18 protein-coding genes are annotated in these 21,980 nt (G+C 57.6%); 5 read left to right on the forward strand and 13 right to left on the reverse strand.

What is annotated here, in order from left to right; all coding sequences use genetic code 11:
* Positions 1 to 85: 85 nt before the first annotated feature.
* Positions 86 to 2,413 (reverse strand): peptidoglycan glycosyltransferase PbpC, encoded by a 2,328-nt coding sequence (gene pbpC, locus ACQG0S_RS16055; protein WP_426750582.1) that lies wholly within the window; start codon positions 2,411 to 2,413, stop codon positions 86 to 88.
* A 1-nt stretch (position 2,414) separates the two neighbouring features.
* Positions 2,415 to 7,367: an alpha-2-macroglobulin family protein gene (locus ACQG0S_RS16060; RefSeq protein WP_063138179.1), complete on the reverse strand. Its 4,953-nt coding sequence runs from the start codon at positions 7,365 to 7,367 to the stop codon at positions 2,415 to 2,417.
* A 286-nt stretch (positions 7,368 to 7,653) separates the two neighbouring features.
* On the opposite strand from ACQG0S_RS16060, the gene ACQG0S_RS16065 reads away from it, so the two are divergent.
* The 4 genes from ACQG0S_RS16065 (at position 7,654) to ACQG0S_RS16080 (ending at position 12,283) form a co-directional block, all read left to right on the forward strand.
* Positions 7,654 to 9,198, forward strand: a complete 1,545-nt coding sequence (locus ACQG0S_RS16065) for a PTS transporter subunit EIIC (protein ID WP_063138180.1) — start codon at positions 7,654 to 7,656, stop codon at positions 9,196 to 9,198.
* A gap of 12 nt (positions 9,199 to 9,210) precedes the next feature.
* The gene (locus ACQG0S_RS16070) at positions 9,211 to 10,578 is read left to right on the forward strand and encodes a 6-phospho-alpha-glucosidase (RefSeq protein ID WP_023300715.1); all 1,368 of its coding nucleotides are present in this window, start codon (positions 9,211 to 9,213) and stop codon (positions 10,576 to 10,578) included.
* Between the two features lie 89 nt (positions 10,579 to 10,667).
* Complete coding sequence (sseA, locus tag ACQG0S_RS16075) at positions 10,668 to 11,513, forward strand: 3-mercaptopyruvate sulfurtransferase (RefSeq protein ID WP_063138181.1); 846 nt, start codon at positions 10,668 to 10,670, stop codon at positions 11,511 to 11,513.
* Positions 11,513 to 12,283: a MurR/RpiR family transcriptional regulator gene (locus tag ACQG0S_RS16080; RefSeq protein ID WP_063138182.1), complete on the forward strand. Its 771-nt coding sequence runs from the start codon at positions 11,513 to 11,515 to the stop codon at positions 12,281 to 12,283. Before sseA ends, ACQG0S_RS16080 begins: the two co-directional genes overlap by 1 nt.
* 17 nt (positions 12,284 to 12,300) lie before the next feature.
* On the opposite strand, the gene sseB is transcribed toward ACQG0S_RS16080, so the two are convergent.
* The 11 genes from sseB to trmJ all read right to left on the reverse strand — a co-directional run bounded on the left by sseB (position 12,301) and on the right by trmJ (position 21,025).
* Positions 12,301 to 13,077 carry an enhanced serine sensitivity protein SseB gene (sseB, locus tag ACQG0S_RS16085; protein WP_032623766.1) on the reverse strand — a complete coding sequence of 259 codons (777 nt, stop codon included), beginning with the start codon at positions 13,075 to 13,077 and terminating at the stop codon, positions 12,301 to 12,303.
* 96 nt (positions 13,078 to 13,173) lie between these two features.
* A complete protein-coding gene (gene pepB / locus ACQG0S_RS16090; protein WP_063138183.1) occupies positions 13,174 to 14,460 on the reverse strand; it encodes an aminopeptidase PepB in 1,287 nt (428 codons plus the stop codon).
* 52 nt (positions 14,461 to 14,512) lie between these two features.
* Positions 14,513 to 14,713 (reverse strand): Fe-S cluster assembly protein IscX, encoded by a 201-nt coding sequence (gene iscX / locus ACQG0S_RS16095; RefSeq protein WP_003860650.1) that lies wholly within the window; start codon positions 14,711 to 14,713, stop codon positions 14,513 to 14,515.
* A 1-nt stretch (position 14,714) separates the two neighbouring features.
* Positions 14,715 to 15,050, reverse strand: a complete 336-nt coding sequence (gene fdx, locus ACQG0S_RS16100; RefSeq protein WP_003860652.1) for an ISC system 2Fe-2S type ferredoxin — start codon at positions 15,048 to 15,050, stop codon at positions 14,715 to 14,717.
* A 1-nt stretch (position 15,051) separates the two neighbouring features.
* Positions 15,052 to 16,902: a Fe-S protein assembly chaperone HscA gene (gene hscA / locus ACQG0S_RS16105; protein WP_063138184.1), complete on the reverse strand. Its 1,851-nt coding sequence runs from the start codon at positions 16,900 to 16,902 to the stop codon at positions 15,052 to 15,054.
* Positions 16,903 to 16,916: 14 nt separating this feature from the next.
* Positions 16,917 to 17,432: a co-chaperone HscB gene (gene hscB, locus ACQG0S_RS16110; protein ID WP_022649017.1), complete on the reverse strand. Its 516-nt coding sequence runs from the start codon at positions 17,430 to 17,432 to the stop codon at positions 16,917 to 16,919.
* A gap of 79 nt (positions 17,433 to 17,511) precedes the next feature.
* Positions 17,512 to 17,835 carry an iron-sulfur cluster assembly protein IscA gene (gene iscA, locus ACQG0S_RS16115; protein ID WP_003860659.1) on the reverse strand — a complete coding sequence of 108 codons (324 nt, stop codon included), beginning with the start codon at positions 17,833 to 17,835 and terminating at the stop codon, positions 17,512 to 17,514.
* A 13-nt stretch (positions 17,836 to 17,848) separates the two neighbouring features.
* Positions 17,849 to 18,235 carry a Fe-S cluster assembly scaffold IscU gene (iscU, locus tag ACQG0S_RS16120; RefSeq protein ID WP_003860661.1) on the reverse strand — a complete coding sequence of 129 codons (387 nt, stop codon included), beginning with the start codon at positions 18,233 to 18,235 and terminating at the stop codon, positions 17,849 to 17,851.
* 24 nt (positions 18,236 to 18,259) lie between these two features.
* Positions 18,260 to 19,474, reverse strand: a complete 1,215-nt coding sequence (gene iscS, locus ACQG0S_RS16125) for a cysteine desulfurase (protein WP_006176692.1) — start codon at positions 19,472 to 19,474, stop codon at positions 18,260 to 18,262.
* Positions 19,475 to 19,591: 117 nt separating this feature from the next.
* On the reverse strand, positions 19,592 to 20,083 hold the full coding sequence (gene iscR / locus ACQG0S_RS16130) for a Fe-S cluster assembly transcriptional regulator IscR (RefSeq protein ID WP_003860665.1): 492 nt from the start codon (positions 20,081 to 20,083) through the stop codon (positions 19,592 to 19,594).
* A gap of 216 nt (positions 20,084 to 20,299) precedes the next feature.
* On the reverse strand, positions 20,300 to 21,025 hold the full coding sequence (trmJ, locus tag ACQG0S_RS16135; protein ID WP_015572157.1) for a tRNA (cytosine(32)/uridine(32)-2'-O)-methyltransferase TrmJ: 726 nt from the start codon (positions 21,023 to 21,025) through the stop codon (positions 20,300 to 20,302).
* A gap of 132 nt (positions 21,026 to 21,157) precedes the next feature.
* Between trmJ and suhB the strand changes: the two genes are divergently transcribed.
* Entirely contained in the window at positions 21,158 to 21,961 is an 804-nt protein-coding gene (gene suhB, locus ACQG0S_RS16140; protein WP_022649020.1) for an inositol-1-monophosphatase, read from the forward strand.
* The last annotated feature ends 19 nt before the right edge of the window (positions 21,962 to 21,980 follow it).

Here is a 21,980-nt window from a genome sequence, read left to right on the forward strand (position 1 = left end):
TCGTTCCTTAAAATAAAAACGCATTCTCGTTTTTTTTCAGGAACGGATATTGATAATTATCAAGCTAACTCTTGAGGAGTAACACTTAGCGATCTAACTCAAAATTGACCGTCGCCGTTTGTCCGGTTTCATCTAATACAACTAACTGATATTTACCCGGTAAATATAATTGCAGTGAATAATTCTTCTGATGTCCGTCCAGCGGTTCTCCATTCAAAAACCACCATCGTTGCCCCTCCCCGCCGCTGGTTGAAACGAACAGGGTCATGTTTTTCTCACCCGGAAGACGTTTAATTACCGCCCCTTCTCTGACGCCTGACAACATCAGCGGCGCCGCATTATGGTTATCCAGCAGAGGGCAAACCGCTGAACGGGCGGGGAGACGAGCAGCCCGTTTTTCGGCAGCAGGCAGCCAGGGCTCCAGCGGCAGCGGCCAGACATCCAGCACTTTTTCTGTCGCATCAGGACAATCCGCTGCGACGCGTTTGCCTTCTTTATCCAGCCAGACCGGGAAACGGATCCCGCGAATACCCTCTTGTTCCGGCAGCAGCAGCGTAGGCGGTTCACTGCCTTCCAGCAGCCAGGTTGACAGCCGACGCCGACAGTTTTCGTTCCCTTCAGGCAGGGACTGGCCCCCCGGCCAGCAAATCACGCCCCGTCCTACGCTTGCAGGACGCGGATCGCGCGGCAGACGGGCTTCATCCACCATCGAGCGGGACTGAAGCATGTTATTGACCTGATTCAGGAGCGGAACTGCGCTGGCGAAACCAAACTGCCCGGCAACGGGCGTGCCGTCCGGACGTCCGGTCCAGATTCCAATGACATACCGGGCGTTCAGCCCGATGGCCCAGGCATCCCGGTAGCCATAGCTGGTGCCCGTTTTCCACGCCAGCGGCGCAACCTGGGGCAGCGCACTGTCCGGCAGGGGCTGTGCTTCACTGGCGAGAATGCGACGAATGATCCACGCCGCCCCCTGCGACAGCAGCGGACGTTCGATCAGCGGATCGCCCGGCTGTAAACGCAACCGGCCCGCCTTACCCTGACGCGCAAAGGCACTATAGGCGGCAGCGATATCAGCCAGGCGTGCGCCTGCGCCCCCCAGGATCAGGGAGAGGTTGGGCTGCGCCCCCGCGGGGAGTATGAGCGGTAATCCCGCGTTGCTCAGCATGCCTGCAAAACGTTTTGGGCCGTACGCTTCCAGTACCTGCACCGCAGGCAGGTTGAGGGAACGCACCAGGGCTTCGCTCATGCTGACCGGCCCATGGAAACCGCTGTCAAAGTTGCCGGGGCGATAATCCCCCGTTTTTCTTGGAACATCCTGTAATAACGAAGCGGGATGGATCAGGCCATCGTCCAGAGCCATGCCATAGATGAATGGCTTGAGGACCGATCCCGGCGATCGGATCGCATTGACCATATCCACGTGACTAAAGCGACTGTCATCATTGATATCTACCGAGCCTACCCAGCCACGCACTTTCATGGATGTATGATCCACGACGATCATCGCCAGTGAACTGCGGGCAGGCAGGCGCGATTTCCAGTTCATTGCCAGCTCTTCAAGCTGTCGTTGCAAAGCTGCATCCAGCGTGGTGACTATTTTTGTGTCGCGGCTTTTACTCAACATCATGCGGGAAAAGAGCGGCGCCAGCTGCGGCATCTGCCGGGGGGCCAGCCAGACCGGCTCTTCACGGGACTCTTTCACCTGCTTCTCAGACCAGACGCCCTGAGTCAGCATGCGGTCGAGCACTTTGTTCCGCGCCGCTTCGGCACGTTCCGGCCAGCGGTCGGGACGCAGACGGCTGGGTGCCTGTGGCAGTACAGCCAGCAGCGCCGCGTCGGAATAGCTCAGCTGAGACGGCGGTTTGCCAAGATAAGTCCAGCTTGCCGCGCCCACGCCCTGCAACGTGCCGCCAAACGGGGCACGGTTGAGATACAGCGTCAGGATTTCACGCTTGGAGAGATGCCACTCCAGCTGCATCGCCCGCCACAGCTGACGAATTTTACCGCCAAAGGTACGCGGATGCGGATCCAGAAGACGTGCCACCTGCATGGTAAGCGTGCTCCCGCCAGAAACCACTCTCCCGGCGGTGAGATCCTGCCAGGCGGCACGCAGTACAGAAAGCGGATTGACGCCAGGGTGATCCCAGAACCAGCGATCTTCATACTGGATCAGCGCCTCAAGATAGCGTGGGGATACCTCTTCAATGGTAACCGGATAGCGCCAGATGCCTTCACTGTCGGCAAAGCGCCACAACGGAACACCCTGCTCATCCACCACCACTCGCGCAGGGTTGACCTCTTTCAGGGGCAACGGCCACACGCGGTCAGCGGCGACAATCAGCCCCCCTAAAAAGAGAAGCGCTCCCGCAAGCCACAGCCAGCGGGAGCGAATCAGGCGTGCTATCCGCATCTTACGGAACAACGATCAGCGGGCCACTGGCCGACCCCGTTGCCCGCCACTGCGGAACGTACATGGACTCGACCATCGGAACAGGCACCTGATAGGTTCCTGGCGTAACGGCACGGGCCAGGTAAACCAGCGTGACCGGCTGACCTTCATTGACCGGCACGGCGGCCACAAAGCGATCGTCGCGGAATTCCATGTGCTGAATATCAGACTGTTGCATCTGATTCAGCAGGTTTTGCACTTCACTACCGCTGTCCTGCAAGCTGGCGCTGCTGCTCGCCAGATTCTGGTTTTCCAGCTCCAGACCTGCCGGGAGCAGATCCACCACCAGCGCATCCGGTACGTTCTGGCTTGCCTTCACTTCCAGCCACACCAGAACCAGCTCACCGCTCTTAAGTGAAGAGAGCGACTTGCTGCTGCCGTCTGTCGCCAGGATATGACGTTCAATCTGCAAGACGTGAGAAGATGGCTGGGGCGCATACTCCGGATAGCCAGTAGTGTCCAGTCGTACCCACAGCGGCGTCGTGCCGGTATTCGTCACCTGCAAGGCACCAGGCTGGTCGCCGTTCAGGTTTTCTACCTGCGCTTTATCACTGCTCTGGGTCTGTTCAGAGAGGGTGGTCGTTGCCTGCCACGCGCCTGACAAGGTTTGCAGTGAACGTCCAGCCAGGAACAGCGCATTGCTCTCCTGGGTTGACAGCCAGCGCTGGCTGAACGCGTCTTCAGATAACGCGTTCAACAGCCTGTTTTGCGCATCCGGCAGCAGCTTGTACTCTTCCAGCAGGGAGAGCATCAGGGCATTATCACGCAGCTGGCTGCCGTAATCCGCCATCCAGTTTCGGCTGTCGTTACGGGGTGTTTTGAGAGCCAGATCCAGCGCCTGCTGGCTGCGCGGTGTATCCCCCATCAGTTTGAGTGCCATGCCCAGCTGCATCAACGGAAGCCCGGAAGCGGCCTGAGCGTGACGCTCCCAGATTTCACGCAGTGCACCGAGCGGCGCTTTTTGCTGACGAGCCAGCACCAGCGAAGCATACGCCTGGACAGCAAATTTGCTGGCCTGGGTGTCGTCGCTGTAGCGGATGGACATCATCCCCGGATCCTGTAAATAGCGCAGCAGTCGGCTGTTGGCGTTATTCACCGCCTCGGCAGGCACGCTGTAACCCTGCTCCCCTGCCCGCACCAGGAAGTCCGTAACATAGGCGGTCAGCCAGTACTCTTCCGGGCCGTTTTTATCCCACAAGGCAAAACCGCCATCGTCACGCTGCATTTGCAGCAGACGGGAGATGCCGATATCAATGGCCGCACGGCGTTTATCGTCGGTGTCGCCTTTAATGCCCAACGCCGTAAGCTGTGCCGCGTTGGTGTAGAGGGACGGGAACAGGCCGCTGGTGGTCTGCTCAAGACATCCGTATGGATAGGCCTGAAGTTCACGAATGTAGCGCGCCAGGTTCAAAGGTGGTTTACCGCTGAGCAACAGCTGTCCCTGTAGCGTGGCAGGCGAGAAACCGTCGATATGCTGTGCTGGCGCGCTCCAGGATTCGCCAGGGTTCAGCATCGTGCCCGTATTCACCGTTTGCGCCGGGAATGCGGGGCGTACACCAATTTTCCAGCTCTTCTGCTGCGGCGCAAACGTCTCACCAGGGAGCTGAAGCCCCGTCACCTGAGCAGTTACTTCACCATCGCCATAGCCTTCCAGCGCGCGCACCGGAATAAACAGAGTGCTACGTGCGCCAGGCGGCAGCTTAACCGGCTCTGGCTGAGCACCTTCGAGCGACACCTTACCGGTTGCGGTTAACGCAATGTTCAGCGTTTGCGGCTGGTCAGTAAGGTTGGTCAGGTCCAGCGTCAGGCGAGAGGTATCGCCACTTGCGAGGAATCGCGGCGTGTTAAGCTCGGTGATAATCGGAGCCGCCACAATGATTTTGCTTTCGCTGCTGCCGAAATCGTCTTCCGTCCAGGCCTGCGCCATCAGACGCAGTTCGCCGTTGAAATCGCCAATCGGCAGCGTGATGGTGCCTTCACCGTTGGCATCAAGCCTAACCGGCTGCGCCTGCTGAGCAATAATGGTGACATGGTTCACCGGTGGCTTACCGCCGCGTTTCAGTTCATCGCCGTCTCCGCCAAAGCGCAGTGCGGCAAGACGTCCCTGACCTTCAATCACCTGGCCGTAAACATCATAGATGTCCGCGCCATAGCGCTTCTGACCGAAGAAAGCTTCCCACGGATCCGGCGTGACGTAGTCGGTAATGTTCAGCACGCCGCTATCAACAGCCGAGACCAGCACGTTCACCTTCTGTGGCACAGCCCCCTCTTTTACGCTGGCTTTCACTTTCACAGAAAGCGTCTGGTTCGGACGCATTTTTTGTGGGTTATCAAGTGCGATGCTCAGGCGACGATTTTCGTCCCCCATTGGCAGATGCAGCAGACCAACCGCGCGTTTTGGCGTGGCGGATTTAGATTTATCGCCAGGACGAACCACCAGCGTGCTGAGGTAGAGATCGTGACGTTTCCAGGCCTTATCCACCGGAATGGCGAGATCCAGACCGTTAACCGGTACGTCGATCTCTTTCCACCACAGTGGCCCTTCGCTGGATTCGATCATTGCATAGCCCTTGCCTGCGGCCGGCGCTGCAATATGCAGGTTGATGGTATCGCCTGGCTGATAGGATGGCTTGTCCAGTTTCAGCGTCACACGATCCGGGCGAGCAGCACCCGTGCCATCGCTGTTATCCTGCCAGCTGTACCCCGCCCAGAAGCGCACGCTGCTGACCATGTTATCAGGGGCTTTCACTTCCAGACGGTATGAGCCCCACTCCACCGGGAAGGTGACTTTACCGGTTTCATCGGCCTTGAGGTTAAGTTCCTGCTCGCCCTCAACGAGATCTTTTTGATCAAACTGAGACTGCCAGCCCTCGCTCTCGGACCAGTTCCAGAAGTAGTCGCGACGCTCACGGACCAGACGCACCTGCAGACCAGATATCGCTTTTTTCGCCCCGCTGGCATCGGCATAGACGATGTCAAAGCTGGCGTTGCCGTTCTCATCAACAATCGGCTGGTTGACGGTGGTATCGGTGCGGTAGTCGTACACGGCCTTGCTGGCGAACTGTGGGCGGATCCCCGGAAGTTCAGCCGCAGGCCAGATAGCCTGCTCGGCGCGTCGCGTTACCGGACGCCCGCCTGATTCCAGCAGGCTGGCCTGCAAAATCAGTTGCAGCGGCGAGTGCACCTCTTTCCACTGGCTTTCGGTGGTAACCTGTCCGCGCCCCTGTTCGTCCAGCGTAAGCTGCACTTCATCCAGGCTGCGGCTCAGGTTCTCCTCGGCAATATCACCGAACTGGAAGCCAGGCAGTGCAGGCACCGCGTCACGTAGCGGACGCAGGAAAAGCTGGCCTTGCAGAGAATTACCGTTAGCCGGCGCGCCATACAGGTAATAGCCCACAACGTTAAAGTCCACATCCTCCTGCGGGGAAACCGGCGTTTTTTGCCCGGTCAGATTCAGCGCCATACGCTCAGGCATAAAATCTTCGACGTGGAAATCCCACATGCGCTGCTGGTTATCCCCCGTATTCGCGCGAATATGCCACATGCCGGTCTGGGCGCCGCTATCAAGCGAATAGTTGAAGCGATAAAGGCCGTTCTCAGGTTGCACAACGACCGTACGCGCTACCTGGCCGTCCGGACGCAGCACGTCAAGTTTTACCGGCTGCTCGGGAAGCGGTTTGCCATCGCTGTCGCGAAGCAGGCCGTTAAGGATCACCGTTTCACCCGGACGATAGAGATCGCGCGGGCCAAACATAAAGAACTGTTTGCTGTAACCCGGGTTACCGGCGATATCAAACTCCGCCAGATCCAGCGCCGGAAGTTTGAGGTCAAGAAGCGTGGTCTGGCCATCTTTACTGGCCAGGATCAGCGCGGCTTCTTTATCGGTTTCCAGTTTCGCATGACCATCGGCGTCGCTGTTCGCCTCGGCCAGGGTCTGTCCTTTATCGTTCAGAAGGGTAATGGTCACGCCTGACTGCGCCGCACCGTTTTCAAGACTCTGGGTGAAGATGTCCAGGCGGTTATGATAACGGTGAGCGGACAGCCCAATATCACTTAAGGTAAAGAGCGTCGCGGCGTTACTGTAGTTATAGTGACCAGCCTGATTCATCACGGCGATATAGACGCCAGACTGCTGGAGCGGCTTAATATCTTTGAGCGGCAGGAGCAGTTTTTCACGCGTGTTGCGCGCCGGGTTGAGGTCGAAACGGCCGGTGTAGACCAGTTCCGCCATCTTCAGCAGGTTGTCAGACTCCCAGTTGGTCAGCGAGTTACGGTACTCCCACTGGCCGACAAACGAGGCCAGCGACTCCGGCTTAACGCGGTAGAAGTTCACGTCCACATTGTTGACGTTGAGCGCCATCACCGGCAACCCTTCCACCACTTTACCCGGCAGCAGCGATCCGCGGCTGGCGAATCCGACCGTCGGTTCAACATCCCGGGTGGTGATCGCTTTTTCATAGTCAATGCCGAATGTCGCTTTGTTCAGCGCCAGCAAATTACGCTCGACGGTGACGACCAGATTACGATTCGGCTCCAGATGGCGCAGGCGCAGCTCTTTCAGATTGGGGGCCAGTTCCCAGGCGCCGTCCACTTTGCCACTTTTTTTATCCACCACATGCACCGTTTTCGCAAAATCCTGGCTGGGATCCAGCGGTACAGAGAAGGTCAGAACCAGTGTCGCAGCGCCGTCGAGTTGCACTTCAGAGGCATCCAGCAGCGTCAACGCCTTACCCTGACTCTGCGCGGCCAGCTTAGCCAGCTTTTCAGGATCCGGTTTTACCGGGGTTTTCTGTGCTGATGTAGTAGACGCTGCGGGGGCAGCGGCCTGAGGTTTGTCATCGCTGTTATCACAGCCGACAAGCGTAAAGGTGGTGAGCAGCGCGAGAGAGATCGCAGCTAAGCGAAACGGTTTCATCCTATGTCCCTGGCCTGAGGGGCCTGTTGGTCGTCGTCCGGATAAGTATTATCCGCAAGTTTCGTTAATACAAAAAGTCCAATTTTATAATCTGGAAAGCGCCTCGCAGAATGGCATCGTACTCGTATGCGAGGGTGGAACCGCGATCACACAGCGTAACGTAACATGTTACCTTTCGCGTCATTTGTTTTTAAAACAAGAAGATAGCTGGATAAGCTCGCATCATGCCTGCTAGTTTTATGACCATGACGCACCCCGAGTGCGCGGTTCAATAAGAGAGAAAGCCATGAAACGAGCCGTGAACGCCCTACAAAATTTCGGAAAATCACTTTACGGACCTGTACTTATCTTACCTATCGTCGGTCTGTTTATCGCCTTTGGGAATGTGCTGGGTAACGGCAATCTGGCCGAGTACCTGCCGTTTCTCGGCCATCCGCTGATCCAGAGTGTCGGCCAGCTGATCGCCAAATCTGCCGTGTCGGTGCTGGTCAACCTGGCGCTGGTGTTTGCCGTCGGGATCCCCATTGGCCTGGCAACCCGAGACAAAGGCTACGCGGCGCTGATTGGGCTGGTGACTTTTATCGTGTTTATCAATGCCATGAACGTGACGTTACAGCTTCAGGGAGAACTGGCCCCTGCAGAGCAGATGAAAGCCGCCGGACAAAGCATGGTTCTGGGCGTCCAGGTGCTGGAGATGGGCGTTTTCGCCGGGATCCTGACCGGGGCGCTCTCCGGTTATCTGTACAACAAATATTCCGGTGTCCAGTTTAACGGCACGATGGCGATATACTCCGGCCACTGCTTTGTCGCGATTGTGATGTTGCCAGTCTCTATGCTGCTCGGCGTGGTCATGAGCGAACTCTGGCCGTACGCACAGCATGGAATAAGCGCCCTGGCGCTGGCGATCAAAGGGTCCGGTCCGTTTGGGGTGGCGATCTACGGTTTCCTTGAACGCATTCTGGTGCCGACGGGCCTGCATCATCTGGTCTATACGCCGTTCCTGTATACCGAACTGGGCGGTACGCAGGAGGTGTGCGGTACGGCTTACCAGGGCGCGCGCAATATCTACTTCGCCGAGATGGCCTGCCCGGACGTGAAGCAGCTCAGCAGCACCGTGGTGTGGGATGCTCGCGGCATCAGCAAGATGTTCGGCCTTCCCGCCGCCGCGCTGGCGATGTACATGACCGCGAAGCCAGAGCGTAAAGCGATTGCGAAAGCCATTCTGATCCCGGCGGCGCTGACCTCGCTGCTGGTCGGCGTAACCGAGCCGATCGAGTTCTCTTTCCTGTTTGTCGCCCCGCTGTTGTTCGTGGTGCATGCGGTGCTGACCGGCATTGGCATGATGCTGTTCACCCTGTTTGGCGTTCACGCCATCGGCGCCAACGGAATTATCGATTTTATCCTCTACAACCTGCCGCTCGGCACGGAAAAGTCCAACTGGCCCATGTACATCGTGGTCGGGCTGATCATGTTCGCCCTTTATTTCGTGGTGTTCCGCTTCCTGATCCTGCGTTTCAACATGAAAACGCCCGGTCGTGAAGATGACGATCGGGAGACGCGCCTCTACAGCAAACAGGAATACCAGGCGAAGGGAAATAACGACGGGCTGGGCGAATCGATCGTCGTCGGTCTGGGCGGTCGGGAAAACATTCAGGTGGTTGATAACTGCTACACCCGCTTACGCGTCACGGTGAAGGACGTCACCATCATCGACGAACCGCGCCTGAAAGCGACCGGCGCGAAAGGGATTATCAAACAAGGTAACAACGTTCAGGTGGTCTACGGGCTGCATGTCAAAAAAATGCGAGAAGCCGTTGAGACGTTTCTCTGAAAGGAGCTAAAGATGTTAACACCCCCATTCATTCTGTCGATTGCCGGCGGCGGCAGCACCTACACGCCAGGTATAGTGAAAAGCCTGATGGTACGCCTGCACGATTTCCCCCTGGCAGAGATTCGCCTGTATGACATCGACGAGGCGCGCCAGAACACCATTGCGCCCGTGGTGGAAAAGGTCATTCGCGACCACAGCCAGAGCATCAAATTCACGGTCACCAGCGATCCGGAGGTGGCCTTCAGCGGCGCGCATTTTGTTTTTGCTCAGATGCGCGTCGGACAGTACAAAATGCGCGAGCAGGATGAAAAAATTCCGCTGCGCCACGGAGTGGTCGGCCAGGAAACCTGCGGACCCGGCGGGCTGGCATATGGCCTGCGTACGATCCTGCCGATGGTAGAGCTGATCGATAGGGTGGAACGCTACGCGCACGAGAAAGCGTGGATCGTGAACTACTCCAACCCGGCGGCGATCGTCGCTGAGGGCGTGCGTCGCCTGCGCCCCAACGCACGCGTGCTGAACATCTGCGATATGCCTGTCGCCGCGATGCGCAATATGGGCGCCATTCTGGGCGTGGACCGTCATAAACTGGAGGTGGACTATTTTGGCCTCAACCACTTCGGCTGGTTTACCCGCGTGCTGGTGGACGGCGAGGACAAGCTGCCGGAGCTGCGTAAACATATCGCGAAGTTTGGCCTGCTGACGGAAGACGCGGCCAAAACCGACCCGCAGCACTCGGATCCGTCATGGGTGAAAACCTGGCGCAACATCAAGCCGATTATGGATAACTTCCCGGAGTACCTGCCGAACCCGTATCTACAGTACTACCTGATGCCGAACCAGATTGTGGAGCATCAGAACCCGGACTATACCCGTGCCAACGAAGTGATGAACGGACGTGAGAAAAAGCTGTTTGCCGCCGCCGAAGAGTACCAGCGCAGCGGGATCTTACCGGACGCCTTCCACGTAGGTGTTCACGGCGAATTTATCGTCGATGTCGCCTGCTCGCTGGCATTCAACCTGCGCCAGCGTCACCTGGTGATGGTGGAAAACCGCGGGGCGATTACCAACCTGCCTTATGATGCGGTGGTGGAAGTGCCTGCCTATATTACCTCCGAAGGACCAGAGCCCGTCCGCGTGGGTCGGGTGCCGCTGTTCCACCAGACGCTCCTGCAACAGCAGCTCGCTTCTGAACAGCTGCTGGTGGAGGCAACCATCGAAGGCAGCTACGAGAAAGCGTTGCAGGCGTTTACCCTGAACCGCACCGTGCCGACCATGGAGCACGCGAAAGCGATTCTGGATGAGATGATCGAAGCCAACCGCGACTACTGGCCAGCGCTGCAAAAGGCATGGCAGGACGGTGAAGCGGTGAAAAAATAGGGGCTTGCTCGCGAGTTGAACGTGGTTAACTTGTCGGTGTCAGAAAAAACACCGACAATCCTTTTTTACGGAAAAGAATGGAGGCAACCATGTCCACCTCATATTTTGTCGCCGCCGACTGGCTGATTGAGCACGGCGACGACCCGGAAGTTCAGATTATCGACGCGCGCATGGCCCCTCCGGGCCAGGAGCATCGTGACGTTCCCGCTGAATATCGCGCAGGGCACCTGCCTGGCGCGGTTTTTTTCGATATCGAAGCCCTCTCCGATCACACCTCTCCCCTGCCGCACATGCTGCCTCGTCCGGAAGCGTTTTCCGTGGCGATGCGCGAGCTCGGCATCAGCAAAGACAAACACCTCGTTGTTTACGATGAGGGTAACCTCTTCTCCGCCCCGCGGGCGTGGTGGATGCTGAAAAACTTCGGCGTGGAAAAAGTGTCGATTCTGGCGGGTGGGCTTGCGGGCTGGAAGCGCGACGAGCTGCCGCTTCAGCAGGGCGACGTGACGCTGCCGGAAGGCGAATTCGATGCCACGTTCGACGCACACGTGGTCAAGCGCCTGACCGACGTTCTGGTCGTGAGCCATGAAAAAACGGCGCAAATCGTCGATGCCCGTCCTGCTCCGCGCTTCAACGCTGAAGCGGATGAGCCGCGTCCGGGACTGAAACGAGGACATATCCCGGGGGCGCTGAACGTGCCGTGGGGCGATCTGGTGTTTGAAGGCGAGCTGAAAACCACCGATGAATTGCGTGCCATTTTTGAACGTCAGGGCGTGGATTTGCATCGTCCGGTTATTGCCAGCTGCGGCTCCGGCGTGACGGCCTGCGTGGTGATCCTGGCGCTGGCAACCCTTGGCGCGAATGACGTGACGCTGTATGACGGCGCCTGGAGTGAATGGGGTGCACGGGACGATCTGCCGGTAGAACCGGCGAAATAATGGATAACCGCCTGGCAACGCTGTTAACACGCGGGTCGTCACTGACCCGCGCGGAGTATCGCGTCCTCGCCCACCTCACTGAGCATCCGCTGCTGGTGGGCAATATCACGGTGCGCGAGCTGGCGCTGGCGACATTTGTCTCCACCGCGACGATTATGCGGCTATGCCAGAAGCTGGGCTTCAGCGGATTTAGCGAGTTTATCTGGCACTGCAAGCAGCTGCTTTCTGACACGCCGCATATCACCGTACAGTCTGCGCAACATGCAGAAATGCCCGCGCTGTTTAATCAGTTTATCGCCAACTATCAGCAGACCTTCCAGTGGGTTACCCAGGACAAACGCCAGCAGTTTGCCAGCCTGCTGCGCCAGAAAGAGAGCTTCTTTCTCTACGGCGCCGGGTTTTCATATCTTTTTGCCGAGTACCTGACCAAGAAGTTGCAGGTGCTGGGAAAAACCGCGTTCATCTCCGGACCGGGGGACAGCCGGAATATTTTTCTCAGCAACGCCGCACGCTATCAGGTATTTATTGCCGTTTCGCGCAGCGGCGAAACGGAGCAGGTGCTGGATAAAGCGCGGATCGCCAAAAACGTCGGCATGACGATCGTCGCGTTTACCCGCGCGTCGGCCAATACGCTGGCAGGTATGGCCGACGTGCATTTTGCCCTCTATGACGAAGCGGTACATTTCGCCGCCGAAGCCGCAGGGGTGACGTCGTTTGAGTCGAATCTGGTGCTGCTGATGGATTTACTGTTGCTGGAAGCAACGGGGTGAAGGTCACCCCGCCGTAATCAGATAATGCGGTTGGTCTTGAGATCGCGCAGGAAGCCGCCCCAGCGACGCTCGTAGAACGGGGTGATGTGCTCGGTAATAAAGTGGCTGATGCCCTGCTCACCTTTCTTCACCTGACAGATATCAATCGGCTCATCGCCCGGGAGCGTGTCGGTCGCTACGCTTCCCGCCGCCTGGATGATCTCGTCGATATCGCCATCGGCCTCAATCCCAATCAGCAGAACAGGCTTTTCGTCAGCGCTCTCTTTGATGGAGCAGAGGAACGCGCGTTTTACCGGCTTGATGGTTTTAAACAGCGTGGTCAGGGAGTCAATCATCTGCGCGGGCGGCTCAGCCACTTCAGACAGCAGCAGCGTTTCGCCCCCTTCCAGCACCTCCTGGGTGCTGAGCGGGTTGCCCTCGTCACCAATCAGATGGCTGATTTCACGCGGAGTGAACTCTTTCCCGGTCGGCAGTTTGGCGTTGAGGAACAGCGTCTGCCCCAGGGTCATTTCGAACAACGTGCGCACCGGCATCACCACGAACGCCTGTTCGTCTTCTACCGCTTCCTGCAAGGCCTCGAGCGAGGTAAAGAACGGGATCACCGACGTGCCGTCGTCTTTCTCCCAGTGCAGCAGATCCAGGGCGCTGTCTTCGACAACCTGCTCCCCTTCCGCGGCGGTGCCCGGCACCCAGACGGTGGATTCCAGCAGCGTGCGGAAAAAGGCCGGACGGTGGGCGGGCTCGGTCGCCGCCTGCTCCAGCAGGGTTTCTAATTCGTTTTTGGTTTCTGACATAGTTTGGCTACTTCACAATTGCCCGGCGGCGCAACGCTTGCACGGGCCTACGGGTTTTGTAGGCCGGGTAAGCGTAGCGCCACCCGGCAAAAAAGATCACTCAGCCGTCAGCAGGTTCGCCACGGTACGCACACCCAGACCGGTTGCGCCTGCTGACCACTGCTCAACCGCCGCTTTACGGTAGGTAGCGGAGCAGTCAATGTGCAGCCAGCCTTCATGGTAGTTCTCAACGAAGTGAGACAGGAAGCCTGCTGCTGTGCTGGCTCCCGCCGGGTACGCCGCGCTCGCGGTGTTGTTCAGCTCGGCGAAGTTAGACGGCAGCTGGCTGCGGTGGAACTCGGCCAGCGGCAGACGCCAGAACGGCTCGTTTTCCGCCGTCGCGCTGGCCAGCAGGCGAGCGGCCAGCTTGTCGTCGAAGCTGAACAGCGCATGGTAATCGTTGCCAAGGGCAGTTTTCGCCGCGCCGGTCAGGGTCGCCATGTCGATAATCAGCTCCGGCTTCTGCGCAGAGGCGTCGATCAGGCCATCGGCCAGCACCAGACGGCCTTCGGCATCGGTGTTCATCACCTCAACATTTTTACCGTTGCGGTAGCGAATGATGTCGCCCAGCTTGAAGGCGTTGCCACTCACCATGTTATCCGCGCAGCACAGGTAGAGCTTCACGCGCTTGTTCAGACCACGGGTGATGGCGAACGCCAGCGCGCCGGTAATGGTCGCCGCGCCGCCCATGTCGGACTTCATGGAGTCCATGAACGCGCTCTGCTTAAGGCTGTAACCGCCGGTATCGAAGGTGATACCTTTCCCGACCAGACAGGCAAAGACCGGCGCTTCTTTATCGCCGGTTGGGTTGTAATCCAGCGCCAGCAGGACCGGAGGACGCTCGGAGCCACGACCCACGGTGTGGATACCCATGTAATTTTGTTCGCGCAGGTCTTCACCTTTGGTGATGCGGTAGGACATCTTGTCGTCCGCCACGCCGCACAGCAGGTCAACCGCGCGCTGCGCCAGTTGCTCAGGCCCCAACTCTTCCGCCGGGGCGTTGATGGTGTCGCGCACCCAGTCGATAATTTTCAGGCGGCTTTCCAGCTCTTTCTGACCGGCTTCATCGAGGTTCGCCCACTCAATTTTACGGGTGCCTTTCGGGCCTTTGTAACCCGCCCAGAAAGCCCAGCTGCGGTCGGTGTCCCAGCCTTCGCCAGTCAGAGTGACATGCTTAATGCCCAGGCCGTCAATTTTACGCGCGGCGCGCTGGATCAGGCCCAAATCATCGTTACCCGTCAGGTGCAGGGTAATACCGTCGTTATTGATGCTCCAGGTGGCTTTCTCGCCCCAGCGTGCGTCGGCTGGCTGCGTGGAGAGCGTAATCTTCATCGCTTCGGTCATTTTATTTGTCCTTTTAGCAAACGGGCCGCCTGAAGGCAGCCCGTTAAGTGATTTACTCTGCTTCATCTAACCAGACTAACAGAATCGCCTCCAGAATTTTTTCATTGGATGCGTTTGGATCGTCGTCAAAATCCTCTAAATCGCAGATCCACTGATGCATGTCGGTGAATCGTACGGTCTTCGGATCGAGATCCGGGTTCGCGTCGTAGAGCGCTTCGCCGATTTCACGGCTGTCTGTCCACTTCAGTCCCATATTAATGCTCGCGTGCGTGGTTGATGGTGTAGCGTGGGAATTCCACGACCAGATCTTCATCGGTCACCGCCGCCTGGCAGCTTAAGCGGCTGTCTGGCTCCAGACCCCATGCTTTGTCCAGCATGTCGTCTTCGTCTTCGGTGCTCTCGGCGAGAGAATCAAAACCTTCACGCACGATGCAGTGGCAGGTGGTGCAGGCACAGGATTTTTCACAGGCGTGTTCCACTTCGATACCTGCACGCAGGGCTACATCGAGAATGGTTTCACCGGTCTTCGCTTCCAGAACAGCGCCATCCGGACAGAGGTCCGCATGAGGCAAAATAACAATCTTTGGCATATTAAACCTCGTCCACGGACTGGCCTTTCAGCGCGACGCGGACAGATTTGTCCATGCGGCGAGCAGCGAAGTCCTGGGTTTGTTTATCAACGTTTTTAATGGCTTCTTCTATTGCGTCAGCGTCATTGCCTTCGGCCACGGCGCTTAAGCGCGCAGCAGCCTCGTCAATCACCTGGCGCTCAGCGGCGCTTAACAGCGCGGCATCGGCAGCAAGCGCGCCGTTCAGGCTTTCCAGCACGCGGGCGGCTTCCACTTTTTGTTCCGCCAGCATACGCGCCTTCACATCCTGCTCGGCGTAGCTCATTGAGTCCTGAATCATGGAGGCGATTTCGCCATCGGTCAGGCCGTAGGACGGCTTCACCTGAATGGACGATTCGACGCCGGTGGATTTTTCCATCGCCGTCACGCTCAGGAGACCGTCCGCATCCACCTGGAAGGTGACGCGAATATGCGCCCCGCCCGCCGGCAGCGCCGGAATTCCGCGCAGCGCAAAGCGCGCCAGAGAGCGGCAGTCCTGCACCAGCTCGCGCTCGCCCTGCATCACGTGGATGGACATCGCGGTCTGGCCGTCTTTGAAGGTGGTGAACTCCTGCGCGCGCGCCACCGGAATGGTGGTGTTACGGGGAATAACTTTCTCCACCAGGCCGCCCATGGTTTCTAAACCCAGAGACAGCGGGATGACGTCCAGCAGCAGCATTTCGCTGTCCGGCTTGTTGCCGACCAGGATATCGGCCTGGATAGCGGCACCCACGGCAACCACTTTGTCCGGGTCGATAGAGGTTAGCGGCGTGCGGCCAAAGAATTCCCCTACGCGCTCACGTACCAGCGGCACGCGGGTTGAGCCGCCAACCATGACCACTTCCAGCACCTCGTTAGCCTCAACGCCCGCATCTTTCAATGCGCGACGGCAGGCCAGCAGGGTACGCTTAACCAGAGGCGCAATCAGTTCGCTGAACTGGTCGCGGGTGATCTCACCCTGCCAGCCTGCGACGTTCACGCTGACGGACTGCGCATCGCTCAGGGCGATTTTGGCGTCGATGGCCGCATCCAGCAGTTCACGCTGGACGCGCGCATCGCTGCGATCGCTGATGCCCGCCTGCTCGCGGATGTAGTCCGCCAGCAGATGGTCGAAGTCATCGCCGCCGAGCGCGGAATCCCCGCCGGTCGCCAGCACTTCGAACACACCGCGGCTTAAGCGCAGGATAGAGATATCAAACGTCCCGCCGCCGAGATCGTAAACCGCAATCACCCCTTCCTGACCGGAATCGAGGCCGTAGGCAATGGCTGCCGCTGTCGGTTCGTTCAGCAGACGCAGCACGTGCAGGCCCGCCAGACGCGCGGCGTCTTTGGTGCCCTGACGTTGTGCATCGTCGAAGTAGGCCGGAACGGTGATTACCACGCCGTCCAGATCGCCACCGAGCGTCGCCGTCGCGCGCGCCGCCAGCGCTTTGAGGATGTCAGCGGAAACACGAATCGGGTTCAGCAGACCGGCAGATGTCGCAATCATCGGCAGGCCATTTTCGCTGGCCTGTAACTGGTACGGCAGATGCGGATAACGGGTCTGGATATCCGCCAGCGAGCGGCCAATCATGCGCTTAACCGAGCTGATGGTGTTAGCCGGATCGCGCGCGGCATTGGCGCGGGCATCAAAGCCGACAGCGTGACCCTGCTGCTGGTAGTGGACCACGGAAGGCAGCAGATGGCGGCCCTGCTCGTCAGCCAGCGTTTCCGCCTGGCCGCTACGCACGGTCGCCACGAGAGAATTGGTGGTGCCCAGGTCAATACCGACCGCCAGACGACGCTGGTGCGGTGCGGCGCTAAAGCCTGGCTCACTAATTTGTAATAAGGCCATAATTGCTTCCGAAATTAAAAATCGAGCAGCTTTTCTTCGAGTTGTTCAGCACTGCTTCGCAGTTTATCGAGAAAACGGAGTTTGCGCACAGTGTCTGCCGCCACGTCCCAGGTCTCGTTGTTCAGTTGCTCAACCATCTGCTGATGGCGGGTATCGAACATGCCCTTTACGCGCTGGAGAAAACGTTCCAGACGCGCTTCGTCTTTAGCCTGTTCAATTTCATCCAGCTCTTCGCGAAGCTCCAGCTGCTCCATCAGAAACGCGGTGTCGCGCACGGTATGCTGTTCGCTCGCCAGATCAAAACCGTGGAGCGAGAGCAGATATTCTGCACGCGCCAGCGGATGACGCAGCGTTTGCCAGGCCTGGTTGATGGTTGCGGAGTGTGATACCGCAGCCAGCTGCTCTGCCTGCGTCCCGCTGGCGAATTTATCCGGATGGTACTGACGCTGGAGATCCTGAAAACGGATCGTCAGCGCCTGGAGATCAATCGGGTATTGAGCGGGTAGTCCGAAGAGAGTGAAGTAATCCATAACAATCTCAGGGGTAGCCTGTTAGAACAAACCCCACGCGTAGCAGGTAGGCCACGGTGGGGTTTCGGATGACGCGCAGTTAAACGTGGAAGCTTTCGCCGCAACCACACTCGTCTTTGACGTTCGGGTTCGTGAATTTGAACCCTTCGTTCAGGCCTTCTTTGACGAAGTCCAGCTGAGTGCCGTTGAGGAATTGCAGGCTTTTGCCATCGACCACCACCTTCACGCCCTTGTCTTCAAACACGGTGTCATCAGACGCCGGTTCGTCAACAAACTCCAGTACGTAAGCCATACCAGAACAGCCGGAGGTACGTACGCCCAGTCGCAGGCCAAAGCCTTTACCACGGTTCGCCAGAAAAGAGCTTACTCGCGCGGCAGCGCTGTCGCTAAGGGTAATCGACATACTCAAACCTCAATTATTTTGCTTCACGTTTGCTTTTGTAATCCGCAATGGCGGCTTTGATCGCGTCTTCTGCCAGAATTGAACAGTGAATTTTCACCGGCGGCAGTTCGAGTTCTTCAGCAATGTCCGTGTTTTTGATTGCCTGTGCTTCGTCCAGAGACTTGCCCTTCACCCACTCGGTGACCAGGGAGCTGGAGGCGATAGCAGAACCGCAGCCGTAGGTCTTGAAGCGCGCGTCTTCAATGATACCTTCATTGTTGACTTTAATCTGCAACTTCATCACGTCGCCACACGCTGGCGCGCCAACCATACCGCTACCGACAGATTCGTCGCTGTTGTCAAAAGAGCCAACGTTGCGCGGGTTCTCGTAATGATCGATAACTTTTTCGCTGTATGCCATGATTGAATTCTCCTTATGTACCGATTAGTGATGTGACCATTCAATGCTGTTCAGATCCACGCCCTGCTTGAACATTTCCCACAGTGGAGAAAGGTCGCGCAGACGGCCGATGGAGTTACGAACCAGTTTGATGGTGTAGTCAATCTCTTCTTCGGTAGTGAAACGACCTAAAGAGAAACGGATAGAGCTGTGCGCCAGCTCGTCAGTCATGCCCAGCGCACGCAGCACATAGGATGGCTCCAGGCTTGCAGACGTACAGGCAGAACCGGAAGAAACGGCCAGGTCTTTCAGCGCCATGATCAGCGACTCGCCTTCAACATAGTTGAAGCTGACGTTGAGGATGTTGGGCGCGCCCTGCTCGAGATCGCCGTTCAGATAGACTTCTTCCATATCCTTCACGCCGTCCCACAGACGGTTACGCAGCGTACGCAGGCGTGCCATCTCGCTTTCCATCTCTTCTTTCGCGATGCGATACGCTTCGCCCATCCCCACGATCTGGTGAACAGGCAAAGTACCGGAACGCATGCCGCGCTCGTGTCCGCCGCCGTGCATCTGTGCTTCGATGCGGATACGTGGCTTACGACGAACGTACAGCGCGCCGATGCCTTTCGGGCCATAGATTTTGTGACCGGAGAAGGACATCAGGTCCACTTTCAGCTGGCTCAGGTCGATAGGCAGTTTGCCCACGCTCTGGGTCGCATCCACGTGGTAGATGATGCCGCGCGCACGGCACATTTCGCCGATGGTGGCGATGTCCTGCACAACACCGATTTCGTTGTTAACGTGCATGATGGAAACCAGAATGGTGTCATCACGCATCGCCGCTTCGAGCTCTTTCAGGTCGATGATCCCGTTGCTCTGCGGCGCCAGGTAAGTCACTTCGAACCCTTCACGCTCCAGCTGACGGCAGGTGTCCAGCACGGCTTTGTGTTCGGTTTTGCTGGTGATGATGTGCTTGCCTTTTTTCTGATAAAAGTTGGCTGCACCTTTGATCGCCAGGTTGTCGGATTCGGTCGCACCGGAGGTGAAAACAATTTCACGCGGGTCGGCACCGACCAGGTCAGCAATCTGATTACGGGCGATATCAACCGCCTCTTCAGCATGCCAGCCAAAACGGTGTGAACGGGAAGCTGGGTTACCAAAGTTTCCGTCCAGGGTCAGACACTGCATCATTTTCTCGGCAACACGCGGGTCCACCGGCGTGGTTGCGGAGTAGTCGAGATAAATCGGTAATTTCATTGCTCTATAAACTCCGTACATCGCTTCAATGCAAGGAATCAGGCAACCGGCTGGATGTACGACCGAGTACGCGGGGTGTGACCACCCCGGCCTGATTCTGAATACTTATCTTTTTAATTACGCGCGCAGTTTAACGTCGATGGCGTCCTGCGTGCGGGTGCTGCGTTGTGAATCCTGACTGTGCTGACGACCAGAAACATCCAGAACTTCCTGGTTATTAACCAGCTCACCCAGGGTGATGTTATTCAGGAAGCCGGTCAGACGGTCGCTCAGATCGCGCCACAGCGCGTGGGTCAGGCATTTATCGCCGCCCTGGCAGCCGCCTTTGCCCTGGCAACGGGTCGCATCAACGGATTCGTCAACTGCGCTAATCACTTCGCCAACCGCAATACTGCCCGCGTCTTTACCCAGCAGATAACCGCCGCCCGGGCCACGAACGCTGGACACCAGTCCATTTTTACGCAGTCTGGAGAACAGCTGTTCCAGATAAGAGAGGGAGATCCCCTGTCGTTCAGAAATATCAGCCAACGGAACCGGGCCCGCTTCGGAGTTGAGCGCAACGTCCAGCATCGCGGTCACGGCATAACGCCCTTTAGATGTCAGTCTCATGTCTTACTTAACCTCAAACTCGCCCCTGCCCGGGGTTTTTTATTGTAAAATGGGGGTATTGCATAGCAGGGCCAAGTCTGACATTCCTGACTAAATTGGTCAACTATTTACTTGACTGTTTTAGTCAGGTATTTAACCTTCTGTGCCTTCATAACAAAGGTGCGGACTGATGCCCTCACCCCGGCCCTCTCCCACAGGGAGAGGGGGAAATCAACACTACTCTTTATTCTTCTGCTCAATCGACGCCAGGATCCCGCGCAGGATGTTCAGCTCCTGGCTTTCCGGACGCGCGCGGGTGAACATACGGCGCAGCTTGTTCATCACCTGTCCCGGGTGACCTTCGCGGATAAAGCCAGTAGAGAGCAGCGTCTGCTCCAGGTGGCCGTAGAAGCGCTCAAGATCGTCCACCAGCGGGTAGGCCGTCTCTTCTTTAGGTTCGACCGGTTTTTCCTGCGTCGCCAGCCATGCCATGCGCACTTCGTAGGCAATCACCTGCACCGCCATCGCTAGGTTCAGCGAGCTGTATTCCGGGTTTGCGGCAATCGCCACGTGGTAGTGACACTTCTGTAGTTCCTCGTTGGTCAGGCCAACGCGTTCACGACCAAACACCAGCGCAACCGGCGCCTGTTCCGCTTCTGAGATACTTTTCAGGCCGCATTCGCGCGGGTCCAGCATCGGCCAGGGCAGCGTACGGGAGCGCGCGCTGGTCCCCACCACCAGACTGCAACCGGCCAGGGCTTCGTCCAGGGTGTCCACAATCTGTGCATTCCCGATCACGTCGCTGGCGCCGGCCGCCAGCGCAATAGCCTGAGAGTCTGGTTTCACCAGCGGGTTAACCAGCCACAGGTTCGTTAAGCCCATGGTTTTCATAGCGCGGGCCACAGAGCCCATGTTGCCGGTGTGCGATGTTTCGACCAGCACGATTCGAATGTTTTGCAGCATAATTTTTAGATGTCTGGATTCAGTGTCTGAAGAATATTCGGGCATATTATCATAAACGAGAGACATAATCCGATCCCGCTGCTATACTCTGCGCCGATTTTCCTGTTCTTTAACATCCAGTGAGAGAGACCGATGCATCCGATGCTGACCATCGCCGTGCGCGCAGCGCGCAAGGCGGGTAATGTAATTGCCAAACACTACGAAACCCCAGACTCCGTAGAAACCAGCCAGAAAGGCAGCAATGATTTCGTGACTAACGTCGATAAAGCCGCCGAAGCGATTATTATCGAAACGATCCGCAAATCTTACCCGCAGCACACCATCATCACCGAAGAAAGCGGTGAACATGAAGGTACCGATCAGGATGTTCAATGGGTTATCGATCCACTGGATGGCACCACCAACTTCGTTAAGCGCCTGCCACACTTCTCTGTGTCTATCGCAGTACGCATCAAAGGCCGTACTGAAGTCGCCGTTGTTTACGATCCAATGCGTAACGAACTGTTCACCGCGACCCGCGGTCAGGGCGCGCAGCTGAACGGCTACCGTCTGCGCTGCAGCAATGCACGCGATCTGGACGGCACGATTCTGGCGACCGGCTTCCCGTTCAAGGCGAAGCAGCACGCAACCACTTATATGAATATCCTCGGCAAACTGTTCACCGAATGCGCGGACTTCCGTCGCACCGGCTCTGCTGCACTGGATCTGGCCTACGTGGCGACCGGCCGCGTTGACGGTTACTTTGAGCTGTCACTGAAGCCGTGGGACTTCGCGGCGGGCGAGCTGATCGCACGTGAAGCTGGCGCGATTGTTTGTGACTTCACCGGCGGCCATAACTATATGTCTACCGGCAACATCGTTGCAGGTAACCCGCGCGTTGTTAAAGCCATGCTGGCAAACATGCGTGAAGAACTGAGCGATGCGCTGAAGCGTTAATCCAGTCTGTTAAGCCCGG

This window comes from Enterobacter cloacae complex sp. 418I7 (assembly GCF_050030705.1).
GTDB classification, from domain to species: Bacteria; Pseudomonadota; Gammaproteobacteria; order Enterobacterales; family Enterobacteriaceae; genus Enterobacter; species Enterobacter intestinihominis.